Annotated in this window: 21 protein-coding genes, 1 pseudogene and 1 riboswitch; of the genes and pseudogenes, 16 read left to right on the top strand and 6 right to left on the bottom strand. The window is 61.0% G+C overall.

The features are described from left to right. Positions 1-25 precede the first annotated feature (25 nt). Complete coding sequence (locus tag ACMXYI_RS29290; protein WP_046048029.1) at positions 26-442, bottom strand: OsmC family protein; 417 nt, start codon at positions 440-442, stop codon at positions 26-28. 253 nt (positions 443-695) lie between these two features. Between ACMXYI_RS29290 and ACMXYI_RS29285 the strand changes: the two are divergent. The 4 genes and pseudogenes from ACMXYI_RS29285 to ACMXYI_RS29270 all read left to right on the top strand — a co-directional run. Next, positions 696-1,466 (top strand): annotated as a pseudogene (locus tag ACMXYI_RS29285) (MCP four helix bundle domain-containing protein); the annotation flags it as partial. Further along, complete coding sequence (locus ACMXYI_RS29280; protein ID WP_415773999.1) at positions 1,458-2,321, top strand: methyl-accepting chemotaxis protein; 864 nt, start codon at positions 1,458-1,460, stop codon at positions 2,319-2,321. The pseudogene ACMXYI_RS29285 and the gene ACMXYI_RS29280, both read left to right, overlap by 9 nt. A 168-nt stretch (positions 2,322-2,489) precedes the next feature. Next, entirely contained in the window at positions 2,490-3,866 is a 1,377-nt protein-coding gene (locus ACMXYI_RS29275) for a pyridoxal-phosphate dependent enzyme (protein WP_415770525.1), read from the top strand. Beyond that, a complete protein-coding gene (locus ACMXYI_RS29270) occupies positions 3,863-5,041 on the top strand; it encodes a trans-sulfuration enzyme family protein (protein WP_415770523.1) in 1,179 nt (392 codons plus the stop codon). The genes ACMXYI_RS29275 and ACMXYI_RS29270 overlap by 4 nt, the downstream gene beginning before the upstream one ends. A 63-nt stretch (positions 5,042-5,104) precedes the next feature. On the opposite strand, the gene ACMXYI_RS29265 is transcribed toward ACMXYI_RS29270, so the two are convergent. Genes ACMXYI_RS29265 through purM form a run of 3 tightly spaced genes read right to left on the bottom strand, consistent with a single transcriptional unit; the run spans position 5,105 to position 7,535 of the window. Next, a complete protein-coding gene (locus ACMXYI_RS29265) occupies positions 5,105-5,818 on the bottom strand; it encodes a DUF3108 domain-containing protein (protein ID WP_056744016.1) in 714 nt (237 codons plus the stop codon). A gap of 8 nt (positions 5,819-5,826) precedes the next feature. Further along, positions 5,827-6,477 carry a phosphoribosylglycinamide formyltransferase gene (purN, locus tag ACMXYI_RS29260; protein ID WP_008148637.1) on the bottom strand — a complete coding sequence of 217 codons (651 nt, stop codon included), beginning with the start codon at positions 6,475-6,477 and terminating at the stop codon, positions 5,827-5,829. Beyond that, positions 6,477-7,535: a phosphoribosylformylglycinamidine cyclo-ligase gene (gene purM, locus ACMXYI_RS29255; RefSeq protein ID WP_008148639.1), complete on the bottom strand. Its 1,059-nt coding sequence runs from the start codon at positions 7,533-7,535 to the stop codon at positions 6,477-6,479. The genes purN and purM overlap by 1 nt, the downstream gene beginning before the upstream one ends. 382 nt (positions 7,536-7,917) lie before the next feature. Between purM and ACMXYI_RS29250 the strand changes: the two genes are divergently transcribed. The 6 genes from ACMXYI_RS29250 to ACMXYI_RS29225 all read left to right on the top strand — a co-directional run bounded on the left by ACMXYI_RS29250 (position 7,918) and on the right by ACMXYI_RS29225 (position 13,247). Further along, complete coding sequence (locus ACMXYI_RS29250) at positions 7,918-8,976, top strand: DUF2066 domain-containing protein (RefSeq protein ID WP_415770520.1); 1,059 nt, start codon at positions 7,918-7,920, stop codon at positions 8,974-8,976. Positions 8,977-9,014: 38 nt separating this feature from the next. After that, positions 9,015-10,088, top strand: coding sequence for an AI-2E family transporter (locus ACMXYI_RS29245; RefSeq protein WP_415770519.1), 1,074 nt, complete (start codon positions 9,015-9,017; stop codon positions 10,086-10,088). Positions 10,089-10,318: 230 nt separating this feature from the next. Next, positions 10,319-11,023, top strand: a complete 705-nt coding sequence (gene hda, locus ACMXYI_RS29240) for a DnaA regulatory inactivator Hda (protein WP_008148645.1) — start codon at positions 10,319-10,321, stop codon at positions 11,021-11,023. A gap of 214 nt (positions 11,024-11,237) precedes the next feature. Beyond that, complete coding sequence (locus tag ACMXYI_RS29235) at positions 11,238-11,876, top strand: C40 family peptidase (RefSeq protein WP_415770518.1); 639 nt, start codon at positions 11,238-11,240, stop codon at positions 11,874-11,876. A gap of 165 nt (positions 11,877-12,041) precedes the next feature. Then, on the top strand, positions 12,042-12,578 hold the full coding sequence (locus tag ACMXYI_RS29230) for a C40 family peptidase (RefSeq protein WP_415770516.1): 537 nt from the start codon (positions 12,042-12,044) through the stop codon (positions 12,576-12,578). 15 nt (positions 12,579-12,593) lie between these two features. After that, complete coding sequence (locus ACMXYI_RS29225; RefSeq protein ID WP_415770514.1) at positions 12,594-13,247, top strand: O-methyltransferase; 654 nt, start codon at positions 12,594-12,596, stop codon at positions 13,245-13,247. Positions 13,248-13,251: 4 nt separating this feature from the next. Here ACMXYI_RS29225 and ACMXYI_RS29220 read toward each other — a convergent pair whose 3' ends face one another. After that, on the bottom strand, positions 13,252-14,565 hold the full coding sequence (locus ACMXYI_RS29220; protein ID WP_415770512.1) for a PQQ-dependent sugar dehydrogenase: 1,314 nt from the start codon (positions 14,563-14,565) through the stop codon (positions 13,252-13,254). Positions 14,566-14,633: 68 nt separating this feature from the next. Further along, entirely contained in the window at positions 14,634-15,218 is a 585-nt protein-coding gene (locus ACMXYI_RS29215) for a hypothetical protein (protein WP_309678127.1), read from the bottom strand. A gap of 154 nt (positions 15,219-15,372) precedes the next feature. Continuing rightward, positions 15,373-15,535, top strand: a riboswitch (cobalamin riboswitch). Between the two features lie 333 nt (positions 15,536-15,868). On the opposite strand from ACMXYI_RS29215, the gene cobO reads away from it, so the two are divergent. The 6 genes from cobO to ACMXYI_RS29185 are packed head-to-tail and all read left to right on the top strand — an operon-like array spanning position 15,869 to position 21,777. Beyond that, positions 15,869-16,480, top strand: a complete 612-nt coding sequence (gene cobO / locus ACMXYI_RS29210; protein ID WP_415770511.1) for a cob(I)yrinic acid a,c-diamide adenosyltransferase — start codon at positions 15,869-15,871, stop codon at positions 16,478-16,480. Between the two features lie 10 nt (positions 16,481-16,490). Beyond that, positions 16,491-17,786 (top strand): cobyrinate a,c-diamide synthase, encoded by a 1,296-nt coding sequence (locus ACMXYI_RS29205; protein ID WP_415770509.1) that lies wholly within the window; start codon positions 16,491-16,493, stop codon positions 17,784-17,786. Further along, a complete protein-coding gene (bluB, locus tag ACMXYI_RS29200) occupies positions 17,783-18,439 on the top strand; it encodes a 5,6-dimethylbenzimidazole synthase (protein WP_415770508.1) in 657 nt (218 codons plus the stop codon). The genes ACMXYI_RS29205 and bluB overlap by 4 nt, the downstream gene beginning before the upstream one ends. Next, positions 18,436-19,344 carry an adenosylcobinamide-phosphate synthase CbiB gene (gene cbiB, locus ACMXYI_RS29195; RefSeq protein WP_282479746.1) on the top strand — a complete coding sequence of 303 codons (909 nt, stop codon included), beginning with the start codon at positions 18,436-18,438 and terminating at the stop codon, positions 19,342-19,344. Before bluB ends, cbiB begins: the two co-directional genes overlap by 4 nt. Beyond that, positions 19,337-20,329, top strand: coding sequence for a threonine-phosphate decarboxylase CobD (gene cobD, locus ACMXYI_RS29190; protein ID WP_415770506.1), 993 nt, complete (start codon positions 19,337-19,339; stop codon positions 20,327-20,329). Before cbiB ends, cobD begins: the two co-directional genes overlap by 8 nt. Beyond that, positions 20,326-21,777: a cobyric acid synthase gene (locus ACMXYI_RS29185; protein WP_415770504.1), complete on the top strand. Its 1,452-nt coding sequence runs from the start codon at positions 20,326-20,328 to the stop codon at positions 21,775-21,777. Before cobD ends, ACMXYI_RS29185 begins: the two co-directional genes overlap by 4 nt. Positions 21,778-21,783 lie beyond the last annotated feature (6 nt).

The following is a 21,783-nucleotide window of genomic DNA, read 5'->3' as shown; positions in this document are numbered from 1 at the left end:
TAACCCGCTTGCGCAGCCCTTGCCGCTATTGGCTGAAGGCACCTTCAGACAGGTGCGTTTCGATGCTGACATCGGTGGTGGTCATCAACTTGTGGACCGGGCAGCGGTCGGCCACGCGGTGCAGCTCATCGCGCTGAGCGTCGGTGAGCACACCTTTGAGTGTCAGTTTGACGTGCAGGGCATATTTACCTTTCTGCTCTTCGCTGTTGTCACGTTTGACTTCGACTGTGACACCGGTCAGCGGGATGTCTTTCTTCTTCGCGTACATCTTCAGGGTCAGGGCCTTGCAGGCACCCAGGGCCGCGTCGAAGTAATCGTGTGGCTCGGGCGCCGAGCCTTCGCCGCCGGAGAGTGTCGGTACGTCGGCAAAGAGTTGATGGTCATCGATCTGTACGCTGTGACGAAAACCTTCGGCGGAGACGGTATTGACGGTGACAGTCATGGGAAACCTCGTAGGCAACAGGAAAAGTCATTCGATCAAAAAAGACCTTGAAGGTATAGAGCAATCCTCCGGTTACGCGTTCCACTTTCTTGCGTGCCCATTGCCGTGCGCTGAATCGTTACCGCCCGGCGATCGAAGCAGTTGAGGCGTTTTGATATCACGTTTTCGTCTTACGCAAAATTTCTCCGGGCCGATACCTTCTTAAGCAACCCGCTGCAGGGTTGATGCAGCGCTTTTGGAAGGAACCAGAGCAATGAGTATCAGAAGTCTCAATATTGCGCCGCGTGCGGGCCTGGGTTTTGGCCTGCTGGCGTTGATGGTGTTTGGATTGGGGGCGTTCGCCCTGCTGCAAATGTCGAACATGCGCGCGCAGTCCGATCAGGTCGATGACAATTGGCTGCCCAGCGTAATGGCGGTCGGGGAGATGAATCAGGACATGCTGCGGCTGCGGGCGTTGACCATGCGCCTGTTGATCAATCGAGACCCGCAGGCGCTGGCGCAAAACGTCAGCAAACTCAACGAGCTCAAAGGTAACCTCGGTGAGCCTCAGCAGCGTTATGACGCGCTGATCGTGCTGCCCGAAGAGCGTGTGCTGTTCGACCGCTTCAAAGCCTCGGAGCAAAAATACCTGCAGTTCCAGACGCAGGTGATGACGCTGTCTGCTCAGGGACGGGTGGATGAGGCGGCCGCCATCCTCAATGGCGAGATGAGTCCGTTGGCCGATGAAATCGCCGCCACCCTCAAGGCATTGGTCGAACTGAATAAACACAACGCTAACCTGGCGACGGAGGCGGGGCGCCAGGTGTTCAGCCAGTCGCGGATCTGGGTCGGGGTGATGATCGGCCTGACGGCGCTGATGACCATCGGCCTGGCGCTGCTGCTGACCCGCAGCATCGTCGTGCCGCTTTCCCAATCGTTGAAGGTGGCTGAAGGGGTGGCTGGCGGCGATCTCACCGGTGATATCAGCATCAGCGGCAAGGACGAGCCGGCGCGGCTGTTGCACGCGCTCAAGAGCATGCAGGGGAGTTTGCGCGAAACCCTGCGGCGTATTTCCGACTCATCCAGCCAATTGGCCTCGGCTTCGGAAGAACTCAGTTGTGTGACTGAAGAGGCCACCCGGGGCCTGCATCAGCAGAGCCTGGAAATCGACCAGGCCGCGACGGCGGTGAATCAGATGACCGCGGCGGTGGAGGAGGTTGCGAGCAATGCGGTGGCCACGTCCGAAGCGTCTCGGGAATCCGACCGGATCGCCCAGCACGGTCGCGAGCAGGTGAATCAGACCGTGTTGTCCATCGAATCCCTGGCCGACGATGTCACGGCCAATGCGACCCAGGTCGAGGACCTGGCGCAGAAGGTTTATGGCATCAGTAAAGTCCTGGAGGTGATTCGCTCGATTGCCGAACAGACCAACTTGCTGGCGCTGAACGCGGCCATCGAAGCGGCGCGGGCCGGGAGTGCCGGGCGCGGGTTTGCGGTGGTGGCCGATGAAGTACGGGCGCTGGCGCACCGGACGCAGCAATCGACCCAGGAAATCGAGCAGATGATCTCCGGCATCCAGCAAGGCACCGATGCTGCGGTCAGCTCGATGCAGCAGAGCAACACGCGGGCGCGTTCGACTCTGGAAGTGGCGAAAGCGGCCGGCACGGCGCTGGAAGAAATTGCCTCGGCGTTTACCCTGATCAATGAGCGCAACCTGGTGATCGCCAGTGCCTCAGAGGAGCAAGCGGCTGTCGCGCGAGAGGTGGATCGCAACCTGATGAACATTCGCGATCTTGCGTTGCAGACGTCGGCCGGGGCGAATCAAACCAGTGCTGCGAGCCAGGAGCTGTCTCGGTTGGCGGTCGATCTGAATACGATGGTGGCGCGGTTCTCGGTCTGAACGCCGAGCGGCTTTGTCGTTCCGGCGACGCTACCGGCTGGCTGTGCAAGGTTGCGGGTGACGCCATCCCGGCCTATGGTCCAAGCGATACTTTGCCGCGACTGGCGCGCAATGATTCGACGCCGGTCGCTGTCCATCCAGTGCTGATTTGCGTAGCGAGGTGACGACATGCCCACCGACTCCCGACCCGCCGTACTCGAACTGATCGGTAATACGCCGCTGGTGCGCGTCAGCCGTTTCGATACCGGCCCGTGCACGCTGTTCCTCAAGCTCGAATCGCAGAACCCTGGCGGCTCGATCAAGGATCGCATCGGCCTGGCGATGATCGACGCCGCCGAGCGCGATGGCAGCCTGCGCCCCGGCGGCACCATCGTCGAGGCCACCGCCGGCAACACCGGTCTTGGCCTCGCCCTGGTCGGCCGTGCCAAGGGTTACCGAGTGGTGTTGGTGGTGCCGGACAAGATGTCCACCGAGAAGGTTTTGCACCTCAAGGCGATGGGCGCCGAGGTGCACATCACCCGCTCCGACGTCGGCAAGGGCCATCCCGATTACTACCAGGACGTTGCGGCGCGGTTGGCGCAGGAAATTCCTGACGCTTTCTTCGCCGATCAATTCAACAACCCGGCCAACCCGCTGGCCCACGAATGCAGCACCGCGCCGGAGATCTGGGCGCAGACTCAGCATGATGTGGACGCCATTGTTGTCGGCGTCGGGTCGGCCGGCACGCTGACCGGGCTGACCCGTTTCTTTCGCCGCGTGCAACCGGACCTGGTCATGGTGCTGGCCGATCCGGTCGGCTCGGTGATGGCCGAATACAGCCGCAGCGGCACCATGAGCACGCCCGGCTCCTGGGCGGTGGAGGGCATCGGCGAGGACTTCATTCCGTCGATTGCCGACCTGTCCAGCGTGCGCCACGCCTACTCGATCAGCGACGAGGAAAGCTTCGATCATGCCCGCCAACTGCTGCGCGCCGAGGGCATACTCGGCGGCTCTTCGACCGGCACACTGCTGGCGGCGGCGCTGCGTTACTGCCGCGAGCAGACCGAGCCGAAGCGGGTCGTCAGCTTCGTCTGCGACACCGGCACGCGCTACCTGTCGAAGGTCTACAACGACCAGTGGATGAACGATCAGGGCCTGCTGCAGTACAAACATTATGGCGATCTGCGCGACCTGATCTCACGGCGCTTCGAGGATGGCCGGGTGATCAGCGTGGGCCCGGACGACACGCTGCTCACCGCGTTCCAGCGCATGCGCCTGGCGGATGTGTCGCAACTACCGGTGCTGGAGGGCGGGCAGCGGCTGGTCGGTGTGATCGACGAGTCCGACATTCTGCTGGGCATGCAAGAAGAGGCTTCGCACTTTCGCGCGAGCGTGGCCAGCGCAATGACCGATAAGCTGCAAACCCTGCCTCCAGGCGCCAGTCTGGCCGAACTGCGGGCGGAGCTCGACCGCGGGCTGGTGGCGATCATCGCCGACGCTTCGGGCTTCTACGGCTTGATTACTCGAGTCGACATGCTCATTCATCTACGGAGATCCCTTACATGAGTCAACACGATGAAAACGCTGTGCCACGTGCCTTCGCCACCCGAGTGATCCATGCCGGGCAAACGCCCGACCCTACCACCGGGGCGCTGATGCCGCCGATTTACGCCAACTCCACCTATTTGCAGCAGAGCCCCGGCGTGCACAAGGGCTTCGACTACGGGCGATCGCACAACCCGACGCGCTTTGCGCTGGAGCGTTGTGTTGCGGACCTCGAAGGCGGCACCCAGGCCTTCGCGTTCGCGTCCGGGCTGGCGACGATTTCCACCGTGCTCGAATTGCTCGATGCTGATTCGCACATCGTCTCCGGCAACGACCTGTACGGCGGTACTTTCCGCCTGTTCGACAAGGTGCGCCGGCGCAGCGCCGGGCATCGCTTCAGCTTTGTCGACCTGACTGATTTGTCGGCCTTCGAAGAGGCGCTGCAGGACGACACGCGAATGGTCATGGTCGAGACGCCGAGCAATCCTTTGCTGCGCCTCACCGACCTCGTTGCCATCGCGCGCATCTGCCGCCAGCGAGGGATCATTTGTGTGGCCGACAACACCTTTGCCAGCCCATGGATACAGCGCCCGCTGGAACTGGGTTTTGACATCGTGCTGCACTCGACGACCAAGTACCTGAATGGCCACTCCGACGTGATCGGCGGCATCGCGGTGGTCGGACAAAACGCAGACCTGGCGGAGCGTCTGGGCTTCCTGCAAAACGCAGTCGGCGCGATCGCCGGGCCGTTCGACGCTTTCCTTACCCTGCGCGGCGTGAAGACCCTGGCGCTGCGCATGGAACGTCACTGCAACAACGCGCTGGACCTGGCGCAATGGCTGGAGCGTCAGCCGCAGGTGGCGCGCGTCTATTATCCGGGCCTGCCGTCGCACCCGCAGCACGACCTGGCGCAGCGGCAGATGCGCGGCTTCGGCGGGATGATTTCCCTCGACCTGAACAGCGACCTGGCCGGCGCCACGCGCTTCCTCGAGAATGTGCGGATCTTCGCCTTGGCCGAGAGCCTGGGTGGGGTGGAAAGCCTGATCGAGCACCCGGCGATCATGACCCATGCCACCATCCCCGCAGACACCCGCGCGCAACTCGGCATCGGCGATGCGTTGGTGCGGTTGTCCGTGGGGGTTGAGGATGTCGAAGACCTGCGCGCCGACCTGGCGCAGGCGCTGGCGCGGATCTGAATGTCAGCAGGCAAAAAAAATCCGGAACCCTTATCGGATTCCGGATTTTTGTGTCGAGCCGGATCAGCTGCCTTTGACAGCCTTGCCGTTGACCGTACCGTCGAGGAGCATGATGTTGTACTCCTTACCGTCGGTTTCAACCTGTTGCAGACGAACCAGCAGGTAATCCCAGTCCTTGGCGAACCACAGGACGGTGATGCGCTTGCTTTGCGTCGGGTCGCGCACGCGCTCGACCTTGATTGCATCGATCTGGCCGGCCTTGGTGTCGACCTTTTCCGAACCCAGCACGCGGAAATCATAGGTATCGACTTCACCATCGTCGACAACTTGATAGCTCATGCTTTTCTTGCCAGCGGCCACGTCGTGCTGCAGGGCCAGCTGATAAGTGGATTTGTCGACCATGCCGCGGTTGAGCGGGATCTTGACCGGGTCACCGCGATCGGTGCCGGTGACCATTTTGTTGGTCCAGTCGAAATCCAGGTCAGCCTTCTTGGCTTTACCCAGGCCGCCACGTTCGAAGTGGTAGGACTGCGGTAGCAAGGTGTCCTTGTCCAGCGTCAGGGTGCTTTCTTCGGTCAGGCTGGCGATCATCATCGAGGCCTTGAAGCTGAGCTTCCAGGCGCCGTTGGCTTGCTTGGTCAGGCTGCGTTCAGCGGTGCCGCTCATGGGCAACTGCTTCCAGTCAGCGGTGTAGCTGGCGGAGAAAGGTTGAAGTTCTGCAGCCTGCGCAAATGGCAGTGCGAGCAGAGCGCAAGCGAAGAGCAGGGCGCGACGCATAAAATCTCCTAGGTTCGAATCAAGTGGCCGCTGGCCGCGAGTAACTTTCCATCCAGTAAAGCACCTTGCTCGCCGAGTGATAAACGACCTTCGGCAAACCAGCGTACAGCCAGCGGGTAAATCAGGTGTTCCTGGGTATGAACCCGCTGCGCCAGACTCTGCGGCGAATCGTGCAACTCTACCGGTATTACTGCCTGTACGACCAGTGGTCCGCCATCGAGTTCCTCGGTGACAAAGTGCACGGAGCAGCCGTGCTCGGTGTCGCCGGCCTCCAGCGCGCGCTGATGAGTGTGTAACCCTTTGTATTTGGGCAGCAGCGAGGGGTGGATGTTGAGCAGGCGACCCGCGTAGTGGCGCACGAAGTCAGCGCTGAGAATGCGCATGAAGCCGGCCAGTACCACGAGTTTGGGGTTGAACGCGTCGATCTGTTCGATCAGCGCGGCATCGAAGGCCTCGCGGCCTTCGAAAGCCTTGTGATCCAGGGTGCGGGTGTCGATACCCGCGTCCCTGGCGCGTTGCAGGCCGTAGGCGTCGGCGCGGTTGGAAATCACCGCAGCGATGCGGGCCGGGCTGTCGCCGGTCCGCGTGCTGTCGATCAAGGCCTGCAAGTTACTGCCGGTGCCGGACAACAGCACCACCACATCACAGGTCTGGGACATCAATGAGCCTTGAGGTTCTTCAGTTCAACCTGAGCCGCGCCTTCGGCAGCGGTGGAGATCTGACCGATGACCCAAGGCTGCTCGCCGGCTTCGCGCAGGACGTTCAGCGCGGTTTCGACGTGCTCTTGAGCGACGCAGATAACCATGCCCACGCCGCAGTTCAGCACGCGGTGCATTTCGTTTTCGTCGACGTTGCCTTTCTCTTGCAGCCAGTCGAACACGGCAGGACGGGTCCAGCTCGCAACGTCAACCACGGCTTGTGCGCCTTTTGGCAGAACGCGCGGGATGTTGTCCAGCAGGCCACCACCGGTGATGTGGGCCATGGCTTTGACGGCGCCGGTTTCCTTGATCAGCTTGAGCAGCGGCTTCACGTAGATACGGGTCGGGGCCATCAGCAGGTCGGTCAGCGGTTTGCCGTCGAGCTGGATGTTTTCGATGTCGGCACCGGACACTTCGATGATCTTGCGGATCAGCGAGTAGCCGTTGGAGTGCGGGCCGGAAGACGGCAGGGCGAGCAGGGCATCGCCGGCAGCGACTTTGGAGCCGTCGATGATTTCGGATTTTTCCACGACGCCGACGCAGAAGCCAGCCAGGTCGTAGTCTTCGCCTTCGTACATGCCTGGCATTTCAGCGGTTTCGCCGCCAACCAGGGAGCAGCCGGACAATTCACAGCCAGCGCCAATGCCGGTCACGACCTGGGTCGCGGTTTCGACGTTGAGTTTGCCGGTGGCATAGTAGTCGAGGAAGAACAGCGGCTCGGCGCCGCAGACCACCAGGTCGTTCACGCACATGGCAACCAGGTCGATGCCGATGCTGTCGTGCTTGTTCAGGTTCAGTGCCAGGCGCAGCTTGGTGCCAACGCCGTCAGTACCGGAAACCAGCACGGGCTGTTTGTAGCCGGCCGGGATTTCGCAGAGGGCGCCGAAACCGCCCAGGCCGCCCATGACTTCCGGGCGCGCAGTGCGCTTGGCGACGCTCTTGATGCGTTCGACCAATGCTTCACCGGCGTCGATGTCTACACCGGCGTCCTTGTAGCTCAGGGAGGGTTGCTTGCTCATGATCCAGGCCTTTAGGGGGGATTCAGGGGTAACGACCGAGTCCAGTGGGACCACCGAAACTGACGAAGGCGATTGCCATCCGCGAATTTCAGGGTGCCCGGCTGTTGCCGGTCTGCGAAGGCGCGCGATTTTATCAGGCTTGAGAGGCAGCGGCCATCCTCAGGCCGACGGCAGGGGCATATCCGCTTAAAAAAACCTTCATTGCCCGTGTTGGCTGCATCCTTCATGGCTGTATAAGGTATCGCTATTAACCGTCTATCGTTAGCACAGTGCAAAAACTTACCAGGGTCAGGTGAATGTTTTGCGTGGGGGCGTGGTCACAGCCTTGCTCAATCCGGTTCACGCGGCCTGTTCCAGCCGCTCTTGTCGTCAGGAATCCTCCATGCGTTTTTTTTCTAGATTTTTGTTTGCAGGCTGTATGTCATTGGTCAGCCTGGCGAGTCATGCCGAAACCGTCAAAGGCCTTTATCAAGTGCGCGAGCCTGTCAGCAGCCAGTCGACCGAGGAGCGCGATCAAGCGACCCAGCGCGCGCTGGACACGCTGGTATTGCGTCTGACCGGCGATCCCAAGGCTGCACAAAGCCCCGGGTTGGCGGCATTGCGCAAAGACCCGCAGCAAATCATCAGTCAGTACGGTTTTGACGCTGGCCCGCCGGAAGTGCTGAAGGTCGATTTCGACCCGGCCACCACCGAGCAAGCGTTGCGCCGTGCCGGGCTGTCGTTGTGGGGGGCGAACCGGCCTTCGATCCTTGGCTGGTGGTTGAACGACTCTACCGAGGGTTCGAGCCTGGTCGGCGATGGCCAGGCCAGTGCTGCACCGCTGCGTCGAGCCGCGCAACACCGTGGTTTGCCGCTGCGCCTGCCGCTGGCCGATCTGAGTGAGCAGATCGTCGCCACGGCACCGAATCTGGAAGGTACGGACGCGACGCCACTGCGCGGGGTATCGGAGCGTTACAACGCTGACGCCTTGCTCGCGGTGCATGCCCGTGAAGAGGGCGGGCAGTGGCAGGCCAAGTGGCATTTGTGGCTCGGCGACAAGAAGGAGGCAGGCAGCGTGCAGGGCGCGGATCAGGCCGCGGTGGCCGATGCGGTGATGCTGGCGGTCAATCAGCGGCTGGCGCCGCGGTTTGTCGTCAAGCCGGGTGCTTCGGGCGAACAATTGCTCGAAGTGCAGGGCATGAATCTGGAACATTACGCGGCGCTTGGGCGTTTGCTGGAACCGTTTGGTGCGCGTCTGCAGAGTGTCGACGGCGACCGGATTCTCTATCGGGTCAATGGCAGCGCCGAACAGTTGAGGGCGCAATTGTCACTGGCGAAGTTGCAGGAGGTTCCGGCCGGTGAAGCGCCGGCGCCAGTCGCACCGGTTCAACCGGCCGAGGGTTCGGCACCGGTAGTAGCGCCGACTCCGGCACCTGTGCCGCAGTTGCGATTCCGTTGGTAAGGTTTTCTTTCTTTATATAGATGCATATGGAGTGGTACATGGCCGATACGCGGCGTTGGTTCTGGTTGGGTGGGGTGGTTCTGCTCTGCGTGTTTGTCTGGTTGTTGCATCCGATTCTGACCCCGTTCCTGATCGCGTTGCTGCTGGCCTATCTGTTCGACCCGCTGGTGGATCGGCTGGAGAAGGCCGGTCTGTCTCGGACTTGGGGCGTGGTGGCGGTGTTTGCGCTGTTTACCTTGATCTTCACGACACTGCTGTTGGTGTTGGTGCCGATGCTCGCCAAGCAGTTGTTTCGTTTGTACGAACTGACGCCGCAGATGCTCGATTGGTTGCAGCACACCGCACTGCCGTGGGCGCAATCGAAATTCGGACTGTCGGATAATTTCTGGAAGTTCGACAAGCTCAAGGCTGCGATCAGTGAGCACATGGGCCAGACCACTGACATTGTCGGGGTCGTTCTGAGTCAGGCGACGGCCTCCGGCCTCGCATTGATTGGCTTGCTGGCGAATCTGGTGCTGATCCCGGTGGTGGTCTTCTATTTGCTGCGGGACTGGGACCTGATGATGGCCAAGATCCGCAGCCTGCTGCCCCGTGATCGCGAAGAGCGCGTTGTGATCCTGGCGGGTGAATGCCATGAAGTGCTGGGTGCATTCGTGCGCGGGCAGTTGCTGGTAATGGTGGCGTTGGGTGTGATCTACGCGGCCGGCTTGATGCTGGTAGGGCTGGAGCTGGGGCTGTTGATCGGTTTGATCGCCGGTCTGGCGGCGATCGTGCCGTACATGGGGTTTGTCATCGGGATTGGCGCGGCCTTGATTGCCGGTCTGTTCCAGTTCGGCGGCGATCTGTATCCCATGTTCGGTATCGTCGCGGTGTTCATGGTGGGGCAGGCGCTGGAAGGCATGGTGCTGACGCCATTGTTGGTGGGGGACAAGATCGGTCTACACCCGGTGGCGGTGATCTTCGCGATTCTGGCGGGGGGCGAGCTGTTCGGTTTTACCGGTGTGCTGCTGGCGCTGCCAGTGGCGGCGGTGATCATGGTGCTGGTGCGCCATGTGCATGATTTGTATAAAGATTCGGATATGTACAGCGGTGGTGATGAGCCAGAGATTTAAGAGGGCCTGATCAAGCATGGCGGGCAGCCTGGTTCATTGCCAGGTTGACCCGAATCCCTCGCGCGGCTGTCACATGCGCCGCCAAAGAAACTGTCATAAAACCAGTGCGTTAACGCAAACCTTTGATTTTGCTTGTGGTCTGTCGCATTGTGCGACCCGCCTCACGGGTATAAACTTCGCAAACTTTACACAGAGGCCACTAACGGTTCCTTTGGAACTGTTCAGTCAGCATGAAACCGATTCAGCTGCCCCTAGGTGTGCGTCTGCGTGATGACGCTACCTTTATCAATTACTACCCAGGCGCCAATGCCGCTGCACTCGGCTATGTCGAGCGGCTATGCGAAGCCGACGCCGGCTGGACCGAAAGCCTGATTTATCTCTGGGGCAAGGACGGGGTAGGGCGTACGCACTTGTTGCAGGCGGCCTGCCTGCGCTTCGAGCAACTGGGTGAGCCGGCGGTGTATTTGCCGTTGGCCGAACTGCTTGATCGCGGCATCGCCATCCTCGACAACCTCGAACAGTACGAACTGGTCTGCCTGGATGATTTGCAGGCGGTGGCCGGTCGGGCGGATTGGGAAGAGGCGTTGTTCCATCTGTTCAACCGTTTGCGTGACAGCGGTCGACGCCTGCTGATTGCCGCTTCGACATCCCCGCGTGAACTGCCGGTGAAGCTGGCGGACCTCAAATCCCGACTGACGTTGGCGCTGATCTTTCAGATGCGTCCACTCTCCGACGAAGACAAGTTGCGTGCCTTGCAACTGCGCGCCTCTCGTCGCGGTCTGCACCTGACCGATGAAGTCGGGCATTTTATTTTGACCCGCGGTACGCGCAGCATGAGTGCACTTTTCGAGCTGCTTGAGCGTCTCGATCAGGCTTCCCTTCAAGCTCAGCGCAAGCTGACAATTCCCTTTCTGAAAGAAACGCTAGGCTGGTAAAGCCAAGGCCTGTAGCGGGTTTTGGCATATTTCAGGCGTCAAGAAATCCGCTTTCCTACAGGGTTGCAGGCTGCGCGAGTGTCTAAAACGGGCTTAAGCGCTTAGATGTAAACGCGAAACCAAGAAGTCACATAAAGTTCGATTGAATTTGCAAATGAGGATGATAGTAGGCATAGTCTCGGCTTCTTTAGAACTATCAGCCACGGTCGTGCCCATGCTAAATCGCTTTGCACCCCTCGTGCCCCTCGCACTCGTCACCCTGTTGTTCGGTTGCGCTGCCCACTCTCCAGTGTCCCAGCAAGAGCAACAACAGCAGGTTAAAAATTCTGCTACTGCCCAATCTTCCGCTCTTTATCAGCAAGCTCTTTTCCAGGAAGAGGCGGCCACCGAAAAAGAACTGGCAGACTTCGCCGGCGGCAAGTCGTACCAGCTTCCGGTTCTGGCTGACAGCATCCTCGAACGCGGCATGTCCCTGATCGGTACCCGTTACCGTTTCGGCGGCACCTCCGAAGCTGGCTTTGATTGCAGCGGCTTCATCGGTTACCTGTTTCGTGAAGAAGCCGGCCTGAACCTGCCACGTTCCACTCGCGAAATGATCAACGTCGACGCTCCGCTGGTTTCTCGCAGCAAACTGGAGCCGGGCGACTTGCTGTTTTTCGCCACCAATGGCCGTCGCGGCCGCGTCAGTCACGCCGGGATCTACCTGGGTGACAACCAGTTCATCCATTCCAGCAGCCGCCGCAGCGGTGGTGTCCGGATCGATAGCCTGGGCGACAGCTACTGGAGCAAAACCTTCATCGAAGCCAAGCGCGCACTGGCGATGGCACCGACGATCGTCACGGCTCGCAAGTAAGCGGACTTTTTGTAAGGTGAACTTAAAGTCTTACTTGAAGTTTGCCACGTAGCAGCTAGAATCCTGATCTATTATTGATGGCAAACCGCCTGCGTCCTGCGCAGGCGGTTTTCTTTTCTGCGCCCCCTGCAGAAAAAGCCGCAGCCAGATCAGGATGCTCTGCATATGTCGACGTCGGCCCGCCTCGCAATCATGTTCTTCGCAGCGCTGCTCAGCGCCTGCGCCAGCCGTACACCGCCACCTTCGCCGGTGGTTCGCGCTCCCATTATTTTCAGTTCCTCCCAAGCATTCTCCCCTGAGGCAGAAGACGTCTTGTTCCGCGCGCTCGGCCTGGTGGGCACACCGTATCGCTGGGGTGGTAACACGCCGGATTCGGGTTTCGATTGCAGCGGGCTGATCGGTTATGTCTACCGTGACGTCGCCGGCATTTCTCTGCCGCGTACCACGCGCGAGATGATCAGCATGCAGGCGGCCAGCGTGGGCAAGGAAGGTCTGCAAACCGGCGACCTGATCTTCTTCGCCACCAATGGCGGTTCTCAGGTCAGCCACGCCGGGATCTACGTCGGCGAAGGTCGCTTCGTCCATGCGCCCGCCACCGGCGGCACGGTGAAGCTCGACAGTTTGTCCAAAGCTTACTGGCAGAAAGCCTATCTGAGTGCCAAGCGCGTCTTGCAACCTGAGCACTTGGCACGCAACCCCTAAATTGCAGAGGTTGTCATGACCGCTCGCACACTCAATCTCGACGATTCCCTGTATCAATACCTGCTCGACGTTTCCCTGCGCGAAACGCCGCTACTCAAGCGTTTGCGTGACGAAACCCAAGCGCTGCCCATGGCTCGCTGGCAGGTGGCGCCCGAGCAAGGTCAGTTCCTCGCGCTATTGGTGAAGCTCACCGGCGCCAAGCGTCTGCTGGAAGTGGGCACCTTCACCGGTTACAGCGCCTTGTGCATGGCGGCTGCATTGCCGGATGACGGTTCTCTGATCTGCTGTGACATACCCGGCGACTACAACACCACTGCACGGCGTTACTGGCAGGAAGCGGGGCTTGCCGAGCGGATCGATCTGCGTCTGGCGCCCGCGCTGGAAACCTTGGCTCAGCTGAATCAGCAAGAGCCATTCGACCTGATCTTCATCGATGCCGACAAAGCCAACTACCCACGCTATCTGGAGCACGCATTGCGTCTGCTGCGCGTCGGCGGTCTGGCGGTGTTCGATAACACACTGTGGAGTGGCCGGGTGCTTGAGGACAATCCCGAAAGTGAAGACACCCGAGCCATCCAGGCGCTCAATCGCGCCTTGAAGGATGACTCGCGTGTGGATCTGTCGCTGTTGCCGTTGGGTGATGGGTTAACGCTGTGCCGCAAGCGCTAAGCGTTTACTTGGCCGCCGATACGCGCCACACCTTATTGCCCACGTCATCCGCCACCAACAAATCCCCTTGCTGATCAATCACCACGCCCACTGGCCGGCCCATGGCTTTCTCATCTGCGTTGAGGAAACCTGTGAGCACATCGATCGGTTGCCCAGTCGGTTTGCCTCCCGCGAACGGTACAAAAATCACTTTGTAGCCACTGTGTGGTTTACGGTTCCACGAGCCATGCTGGCCGACGAATGCCCCTTCCTTGAACTGCGCCGGCAGCTTGTTGCCTTCAGCGAACGTCAGGCCCAACGATGCGGTATGCGGCCCGAGCGCGTAGTCCGGCGCAATGGCCTTGGCCACCAGCTCGGGGTTTTGCGGCTCGACGCGGATGTCGACGTGCTGACCGTAATAACTGTAAGGCCAGCCGTAGAACCCGCCGTCCTTCACTGAGGTGATGTAGTCCGGCACCAGATCACTTCCGATCTCGTCGCGCTCGTTGACCGCTGTCCACAATGCGCCGCTCCGAGGTTCCCAGGCTAGCCCGTTTGGATTGCGAATCCCCGAGGCGAAGATCCGATGGTTGCCGGTGGCGCGATCCACTTCCCAGATCGCCGCGCGACCTTCTTCCTTGTCCATGCCGTTTTCCGCAACGTTACTGTTGGAACCCACCGTGACGTACAGCTTGCTGCCGTCCTTGCTGACGATGACGTTTTTGGTCCAGTGGTGATTCAGCGTACCGCCCGGCAGGTCGATCACCTTCATCGGCTGCGACTTGATCGCCGTCTCGCCGTTTTCATAGTGGAAGCGCAGCAAGCGATCCGAGTCGGCGACGTACAGGTCATTGCCGACCAGGGTCATGCCGAAGGGTGAGTTGAGGTTTTCCAGGAACACCGTGCGGGTTTCGGCGATGCCGTCGTGGTCCTTGTCCCGCAGCAGCGTGATGCGATTCGGGCTCGGCACTTTGGCGCCGGCACGGCCCATGACTTTTCCCATGACCCAACCGCGAATGCCTTTGCCGTCATCGGGTTTGGGTGGTGCGTTGGTTTCGGCCACCAGCACGTCGCCGTTGGGCAACACGTAAAGCCAGCGCGGGTGATCGAGACCTTCGGCAAAAGCCGCGACTTGAGTCCCTGTCGCGGCGATGGGTTTCGTGCCGTCCGGCCAGCCGATCGCCGGGGCGATGTTCACCGTCGGGATCAGGGTTTTGTTCGGTTCTGGCAGCTTGGGCGATGGGCCGATGCCGTCGGAGACTTGCAGCCTGGCGGTTTCACCACAGGCGGCAAGCCCTCCGGCGAGCACGATAACGAGAGCGAGCTGGGGCTTGCGCATGCTGATCTTCCCTATGAATGCATTGACCTAATCAGTAGAGAAGCACAGGTACGCGATGGTTCAACCGGTCAGCCGCGGGCTTCCTTGAACAGCACGGCAATGCCGGGGTGATAGTTGCCGGCTTCGTTGCGCAACTTGCGATAGGCGTAGGGGAAGTACCAGGCCACCGCGCAGGTGTGTTCCTTTTGCAGGTCGTCGACCATGTCCTGGAGTTCTTCCGGGGTGGCGCTTTGTTGAGCTTTTTGTGGCGCGACGAACAGGCAGCCGAGTTTCAGGTCGCTGGCGTAGCTGATGCGTTTGGCATCGCTGGTGATGTCCTGCAAGGCTTGAGTCAGGTTCAGGCTGTTGACGCGTGGCCAGCGTTGAGTGGCTTGAAGGTACGCGCGCTCTTCGCTGGTCGCGATAAACAGATCGGCGCGGCCATTGCGTTCGCCTTCTTCGGTCTGTTTACGGGTTGGAGTTTGTTGCAGCGTGACCATTTCCGCCATCCAGGCCGCGGCGGAAAGCAGGCTCAGGTTGGCTTTTTCGTCGAACCAGTAAGGCGTGTCGTTATCGCCGCGCACGGCGTTGTAGCGGTCGATACAGTCAAACCAGCGTTCCAGCACCGGGCGCAGGAATTCCAGCTTCGGATTGCTGATGATCATGCCTTGCATGTGGCTCACCCTTGTTATTGTGTTGTGAGATTGTGGCTCTTTGATATCACTGCTGAGAGTGTGGCACAAGATTGGCGTCAGATAATTGATCGACGGCAGTTATTCGCTAGCAGGCCGCCCGTCTTCAATTGACGCTCCATCCCCAACCCTCTAACCTTCGCGGCTTGTTTCAGGTGCTCTGTGACCTTGGTCGACAGAGTGAAACAGGGAAGCCGGTGAGTGACTCTCTTCAAGCGACGAAGAGCCATGATCCCGGCGCTGCCCCCGCAACGGTAAATGAGTGAAGACTGCGCGAGGGCCTGTCATCAGTTTTTTCCTATACCGCGTTGAGGTCTGAAAGCGGACCAGGCAAGGCGCAGTCCGCTGGTAATGGTTGTTCCCTTGCCAAGGACTGCAACGCAGTCTGGTCCGCTTTCAGACACAACCCGAAGGGCCGGGCCTGCTGTGGCGCGGTATAGGAAAAAGCTGATGACAGGCCCTAGCCACTGTGTCGTATGACATGGGAAGGCGCGCAGTCAGGCAAAATGCCGCTCATGAGCCCGGAGACCGGCCTGATCCATCCAGCGGCATCACGGTGGGCGATGCCAGGCTTTTTGCCGTCTATTCTTGTGCCTGCCCGCCGTTATCCAGCCTCAACGGAGAGCTCCCCCATGACTGATACCCCCGATCGTGACGAACGTCATCTGGCGCGCATGCTGCGCAAAAAAGCCGTGATCGACGAACGCATCGCCAATTCCCCGAATGAATGTGGCCTGCTGCTGGTGCTGACCGGCAACGGCAAAGGCAAAAGCAGCTCGGCCTTCGGCATGCTCGCCCGGTCCATGGGCCACGGCATGCAGTGTGGCGTGGTGCAGTTCATTAAAGGGCGCAGCAGCACCGGCGAAGAACTGTTCTTCCGGCACTTTCCGGAACAGGTGCGTTTTCATGTGATGGGTGAGGGCTTCACCTGGGAAACCCAGGATCGCCAGCGTGACATCGCCGCCGCTGAAGCCGCGTGGGCGGTGTCCCGCGAATTGTTACGTGATCCGTCGATCGGCCTGGTGGTGCTGGATGAATTGAACATTGCGCTCAAGCACGGTTATCTGGATCTCGATCAAGTGCTCAGCGACTTGCAGGCCCGTCCGCCAATGCAGCACGTGGTGGTCACCGGTCGTGGTGCGAAACCGGAGATGATCGAACTGGCCGACACCGTCACCGAAATGGGCGTGATCAAGCACGCATTCCAGGCCGGGATCAAAGCGCAAAAAGGCGTCGAGTTGTGAGCTGCACTTTATGAATAGCCATCGTCATTGCCCGGCGGTATTGATTGCCGCGCCGGCTTCCGGTCAGGGCAAGACCACCGTCACCGCCGCGCTGGCCCGTTTGCATCGCAATCAGGGGCGCAAGGTGCGCGTGTTCAAATGCGGCCCGGATTTTCTCGACCCGATGATTCTCGAGCGCGCCAGCGGTGCGCCGGTGTATCAACTGGACATGTGGATGGTCGGCGAGCAGGAAAGCCGTCGACTGTTGTGGGAAGCCGCCGGCGAAGCCGATCTGATCCTCATCGAAGGCGTCATGGGCCTGTTCGACGGCACGCCGTCCAGCGCTGATCTGGCACGACATTTCGGTGTGCCGGTGCTCGGTGTGATCGACGGCACTGCCATGGCCCAGACCTTTGGCGCACTGGCCCTGGGGCTGGCGCGTTATCAGCCGGACTTGCCGTTTGCCGGTGTGCTGGCCAACCGTGTCGGCACCCTGCGTCATGCGCAATTACTTGAAGGCAGCCTCACTGAAGGTTTGCGCTGGTACGGCGCCTTGTCCCGGGAAACCGGGATCGAATTGCCGAGTCGACACCTCGGTCTGGTTCAGGCCAGTGAGTTGAACGATCTCGATCTGCGCCTCGATGCGGCGGCCGATGCACTGGCCAGCAGCTGCGAGGTCGCGCTGCCACCAGCGGTGGAATTCGCCGCCCCTGATGTGATCGCTGCCGAGTCGTTGCTGGCTGGTGTGCGGATTGCTGTGGCCCGTGACGAAGCGTTCGCCTTCACTTACGGCGCAAGCCTGGATCTGCTCCGCGCCATGGGCGCTGAGTTGCTGTTTTTCTCGCCGATCCGTGACACGCAATTGCCGGAGGCAGACAGCCTCTATCTGCCGGGCGGTTATCCCGAATTGCACCATGTGGCGCTGTCACAGAACACCACGATGCTGGCCGCAATCCGCGCTCACCATGCGGCGGGGAAACCGTTGTTGGCCGAGTGCGGCGGCATGCTGTATTTGCTCGATTCGTTGACCGATGTCGAGGGCACTCGCGCTGAATTGGTCGGCTTGCTGGCCGGTGATGCGGTGATGCAAAAGCGTTTGGCCGCGCTGGCGTTGCAGGCGGTCGAGTTGCCGGAAGGTTCGTTGCGCGGGCACACCTATCACCATTCGCTGACCAGCACCGAGCTTGAGCCGATTGCTCGTGGCCTGAGCCCTAACGGTGGGCGAGGGGCAGAGGCGGTTTACCGCGAAGGGCGGATGACCGCGTCCTACGTGCACTTTTATTTCCCTTCCAATCCCCAGGCGGTGGCGGCGTTGTTCAAGCCATGAACCCAGATGATCTAGCGTTCAGCGAAGCTGAGCGTGCGGCGGTCTACCGAGCTATCGGCGAACGCCGCGACATGCGTCATTTCAGCGGCGGCACCGTCGAGCCCGAGCTACTGCGGCGCCTGCTCGAAGCCGCGCATCAGGCACCGAGTGTCGGCCTGATGCAGCCCTGGCGGTTCATCCGCATCAGCGATCGAGCCTTGCGCGGCAAGATCCAGTTGTTGGTGGAAGAAGAACGCATCCGCACCGCTGAAGCCCTCGGCGAGCGCACTGACGAATTCATGAAGCTGAAAGTCGAAGGCATCAACGACTGCGCCGAGGTGTTGGTCGCTGCGCTGATGGACGATCGCGAGCGCCACATTTTCGGCCGTCGCACGATGCCGGAAATGGACATGGCCTCGCTGTCCTGCGCGATCCAGAACCTCTGGCTGGCCTCCCGCGCTGAAGGATTGGGCATGGGCTGGGTCTCGCTGTTCGAGCCGCAAGCACTGGCGGACTTGCTGGGTTTGCCCGCCGGAGCCAAGCCGTTGGCCGTTCTTTGTCTCGGCCCGGTCAAGGAATTCTATCCGGCGCCGATGCTGGTACTCGAAGGCTGGGCGCAGGCGCGTCCACTCAGTGAGCTGCTGTATGAAAATTATTGGGGAGTGAGTCAATGAGTGTGGCGTTGTTGAGTGTCGCCGCGGTTGCGCTGGATGCGCTGCTGGGTGAACCCAAACGCTGGCATCCGCTGGTGGCGTTCGGCCGTTTTGCCGACCGCATCGAGCAACGTTTCAATGGTGAAGGTCGTGGCTGGCGTAGCCATGGTGTCACCGCTTGGGTGATTGCAGTGTTGCCGTTGACCTTGCTGGCCACGGCGTTTTCCTGGGCGCCCTATGTCGGCTGGATCGTCGAGATTCTCGTGCTCTATTGCGCCCTCGGCATGCGCAGCCTCGGTGAACACGTCGAGCCGGTGGCCAAGGCACTGCGCAGCGATGATCTGGACGAGGCGCGCAAACGTGTCAGTTATCTGGTCAGCCGCCAGACCAGCGAACTGGATAAAACCGAAGTCGCCCGCGCCGCCACAGAATCGGTGCTGGAGAACGGCAGCGACGCGGTATTCGCTGCGCTGTTCTGGTTTGCCGTGGCCGGCGCGCCTGGCGTGGTGCTCTACCGTTTGAGCAACACGCTGGATGCGATGTGGGGTTACCGCAACGAACGCTTCGAGCGTTTCGGCTGGGCCGCGGCAAAGATCGACGACGTCCTCAACTACATTCCTGCACGCCTGGTGGCATTGACCTACGCGCTGCTGGGCAAAACCCGACTGGCGCTGAAATGCTGGCGCACCCAGGGGCCGACCTGGGACAGCCCGAATGCCGGTCCGGTGATGGCGGCCGGTGCCGGTGCGCTCGGTGTCGAGTTGGGCGGGGCGGCGATTTATCACGGTGAACTGCATCAGCGTCCGCCACTGGGCGAAGGCATGCCGGCGGACGCCGACTCCATCGACCGTGGCTGGCAATTGGTCCAGCGCGGGGTATGGTTATGGTTGCTGATCCTCTGCGTGGGGGCTGAATTTTATGCTTGAGCACGGTGGTCGGTTACGCAAGGCGGCGCTCGATTACGGCATCGCCGAAGCCAATTGGCTCGACCTGTCCAGCGGCCTCGCACCCTGGCCGTTTCCGGTCCCGGAGATTCCGTTGCGGGCCTGGGCGCGTTTGCCGGAAACCGATGACGGTCTGGAGCAGGCGGCCTGTGATTATTACGGTGCCGCTCAGGTGCTGCCGGTGGCCGGCTCGCAAATGGCGATCCAGTTGCTGCCGCGTTTGCGCCGGGTCGGCAAGGTCGGCGTGCTCTCGCCGTGTTACGCCGAACACGCCGAAGCGTGGCGCCGTAATGGCTACATCGTGCGTGAAGTGCTGGAGCAGGAAGTCGACTTCTTTCTCGACAGCCTCGACGTGCTGGTGGTGGTCAACCCGAACAATCCCACTGGCCTGAGCCTGACGCCGAGTCGTCTGCTCGACTGGCACTCGCGATTGACCCAGCGCGGTGGCTGGCTGGTGGTGGATGAGGCGTTCATGGACAACACACCGCAGCTGAGCCTGGCACCTTTTGCCAATCAGGTCGGGTTGATCGTGCTGCGTTCCTTCGGCAAGTTTTTCGGCCTGGCCGGTGTGCGCCTGGGTTTCGTGCTGGCCGAGCGCAAGTTGCTCAAGTTGCTGGCCGAGCAAGTGGGGCCGTGGGCGGTCAGCGGACCGACGAGGGTGTTGGGGCAGGCCTGTCTGCGGGATACCGAAGGGCATGCCCGGCAACGGGTTCGCGCTGATGAAGCCAGTGAGCGTCTGGCACTGCTGCTTGAACAGCACGGCTTCAAGCCCCAGGGCGGCTGCGCCTTGTTTCAATGGCTGATCACCGACCGCGCCGAAGCCCTGCATGAGTTCATGGCCCGGCGCGGCATTCTGCTGCGGTTGTTCACGAACAACAGCAGCCTGCGTTTCGGCTTGCCCGCCGATGAAGCCGACTGGACACGTCTCGCGCAAGCGTTCGAAGCCTACGCCAAGGAAACCCAATGACTACGTTGATGGTGCAAGGCACCACTTCCGACGCCGGTAAAAGCACGCTGGTGACGGCGTTGTGCCGCTGGGTCACGCGTCAGGGCGTCAGCGTCGTGCCGTTCAAGCCGCAGAACATGGCGCTCAACAGTGCCGTGACCGCCGACGGTGGCGAGATCGGTCGCGCGCAAGCGGTGCAGGCTCAAGCCGCCAACCTTGAGCCGCACACCGACATGAACCCGGTGCTGCTCAAACCCAACAGCGACACCGGCGCCCAAGTGATCATCCATGGTCGCGCGGTCACGACGATGAACGCGGTCGCGTATCACGACTACAAAGCCATCGCCATGCAAGCAGTGCTGGCTTCCCATGAACGGCTGAGCGCGGCGTATCCAGTGGTCATGGTCGAAGGCGCGGGTTCGCCGGCCGAGATCAATCTGCGTGCCGGTGACATCGCCAACATGGGCTTTGCCGAGGCGGTGGATTGTCCGGTGGTGTTGATCGCCGACATCAATCGCGGCGGCGTTTTTGCGCATCTGGTGGGCACGCTGGAACTGCTGTCACCCAGCGAGCAGGCGCGGGTCAAAGGCTTCATCATCAACCGGTTTCGTGGCGATATCGCTTTGCTGCAACCGGGGCTCGACTGGCTGGAAGCGCGCACCGGCAAACCGGTGATCGGCGTTCTGCCTTACGTGATGGACCTGCACCTGGAAGCCGAGGACGGCATCGATCAGCGTCAGACCGACAAGGCCGACCAGGTGCTGAAAGTGCTGGTGCCGGTGCTGCCGCGCATCAGCAACCACACCGACTTCGATCCGCTGCGCTTGCATCCGCAGGTGGATCTGCAATTTGTCGGCCCCGGTCAGGCGATTCCGCCGGCGGACCTGATCATTCTTCCCGGCTCGAAAAGCGTGCGCAGCGACCTCGCGTACCTGCGGGCCAATGGCTGGGACATCGCGATCAGTCGTCATCTGCGTTATGGCGGCAAAGTACTGGGGATTTGCGGCGGTCTGCAAATGCTCGGCGAGCAGGTACACGATCCGCTGGGCCTTGAAGGCGCACCGGGTTCCAGCGCCGGTCTGGGCTTGCTGGCGTTCGAAACCCAGCTCGAAGAAGAGAAGCAACTGCGCAATGTGCGCGGGCGTCTGGCACTGGAAGACGCGGCGGTCAGCGGCTATGAAATTCATGCCGGGGTGACCACCGGGCCGGCGCTGGAAAACGCCGCGGTGCAGCTGGACGACGGTCGCTGCGACGGTGCGCAAAGTGTGGACGGGCAGATTTTCGGCACCTATCTGCATGGGCTGTTTGAATCGCCCGCGGCGTGCAGTGCGCTGTTGCGCTGGGCAGGTTTGCAGGCTGTGCAGGACGTGGATTATCACGCGTTGCGTGAGCGCGATATCGAGCGGCTGGCGGATCTGGTGGAGAAGCATCTGGATACCGGGTTGTTGCGGGAACTCTGTGGGTTTTAAAGAGGG

The organism is Pseudomonas lyxosi, assembly GCF_047758685.1.
GTDB lineage: Bacteria > Pseudomonadota > Gammaproteobacteria > Pseudomonadales > Pseudomonadaceae > Aquipseudomonas > Aquipseudomonas lyxosi.
The sequence above is the reverse complement of the archived record's forward strand: the minus strand, read 5'-3'. Positions and strand labels throughout refer to the sequence as shown.

Coding starts and splice junctions, on each gene's coding strand:
- ACMXYI_RS29245 (WP_415770519.1), top strand. CDS start 9,015: ATGGCCGATACGCGGCGTTGGTTCTGGTTGGGTGGGGTGGTTCTGCTC.
- ACMXYI_RS29185 (WP_415770504.1), top strand. CDS start 20,326: ATGACTACGTTGATGGTGCAAGGCACCACTTCCGACGCCGGTAAAAGC.
- ACMXYI_RS29275 (WP_415770525.1), top strand. CDS start 2,490: ATGCCCACCGACTCCCGACCCGCCGTACTCGAACTGATCGGTAATACG.
- ACMXYI_RS29280 (WP_415773999.1), top strand. CDS start 1,458: ATGCAGGGGAGTTTGCGCGAAACCCTGCGGCGTATTTCCGACTCATCC.
- ACMXYI_RS29290 (WP_046048029.1), bottom strand. CDS start 442: ATGACTGTCACCGTCAATACCGTCTCCGCCGAAGGTTTTCGTCACAGC.
- bluB (WP_415770508.1), top strand. CDS start 17,783: ATGAACCCAGATGATCTAGCGTTCAGCGAAGCTGAGCGTGCGGCGGTC.
- ACMXYI_RS29265 (WP_056744016.1), bottom strand. CDS start 5,818: ATGCGTCGCGCCCTGCTCTTCGCTTGCGCTCTGCTCGCACTGCCATTT.
- ACMXYI_RS29270 (WP_415770523.1), top strand. CDS start 3,863: ATGAGTCAACACGATGAAAACGCTGTGCCACGTGCCTTCGCCACCCGA.
- ACMXYI_RS29250 (WP_415770520.1), top strand. CDS start 7,918: ATGCGTTTTTTTTCTAGATTTTTGTTTGCAGGCTGTATGTCATTGGTC.
- purM (WP_008148639.1), bottom strand. CDS start 7,535: ATGAGCAAGCAACCCTCCCTGAGCTACAAGGACGCCGGTGTAGACATC.
- ACMXYI_RS29220 (WP_415770512.1), bottom strand. CDS start 14,565: ATGCGCAAGCCCCAGCTCGCTCTCGTTATCGTGCTCGCCGGAGGGCTT.
- ACMXYI_RS29225 (WP_415770514.1), top strand. CDS start 12,594: ATGACCGCTCGCACACTCAATCTCGACGATTCCCTGTATCAATACCTG.
- purN (WP_008148637.1), bottom strand. CDS start 6,477: ATGTCCCAGACCTGTGATGTGGTGGTGCTGTTGTCCGGCACCGGCAGT.
- ACMXYI_RS29205 (WP_415770509.1), top strand. CDS start 16,491: ATGAATAGCCATCGTCATTGCCCGGCGGTATTGATTGCCGCGCCGGCT.
- cobD (WP_415770506.1), top strand. CDS start 19,337: ATGCTTGAGCACGGTGGTCGGTTACGCAAGGCGGCGCTCGATTACGGC.
- ACMXYI_RS29215 (WP_309678127.1), bottom strand. CDS start 15,218: ATGCAAGGCATGATCATCAGCAATCCGAAGCTGGAATTCCTGCGCCCG.
- ACMXYI_RS29230 (WP_415770516.1), top strand. CDS start 12,042: ATGTCGACGTCGGCCCGCCTCGCAATCATGTTCTTCGCAGCGCTGCTC.
- ACMXYI_RS29235 (WP_415770518.1), top strand. CDS start 11,238: ATGCTAAATCGCTTTGCACCCCTCGTGCCCCTCGCACTCGTCACCCTG.
- hda (WP_008148645.1), top strand. CDS start 10,319: ATGAAACCGATTCAGCTGCCCCTAGGTGTGCGTCTGCGTGATGACGCT.
- cobO (WP_415770511.1), top strand. CDS start 15,869: ATGACTGATACCCCCGATCGTGACGAACGTCATCTGGCGCGCATGCTG.
- cbiB (WP_282479746.1), top strand. CDS start 18,436: ATGAGTGTGGCGTTGTTGAGTGTCGCCGCGGTTGCGCTGGATGCGCTG.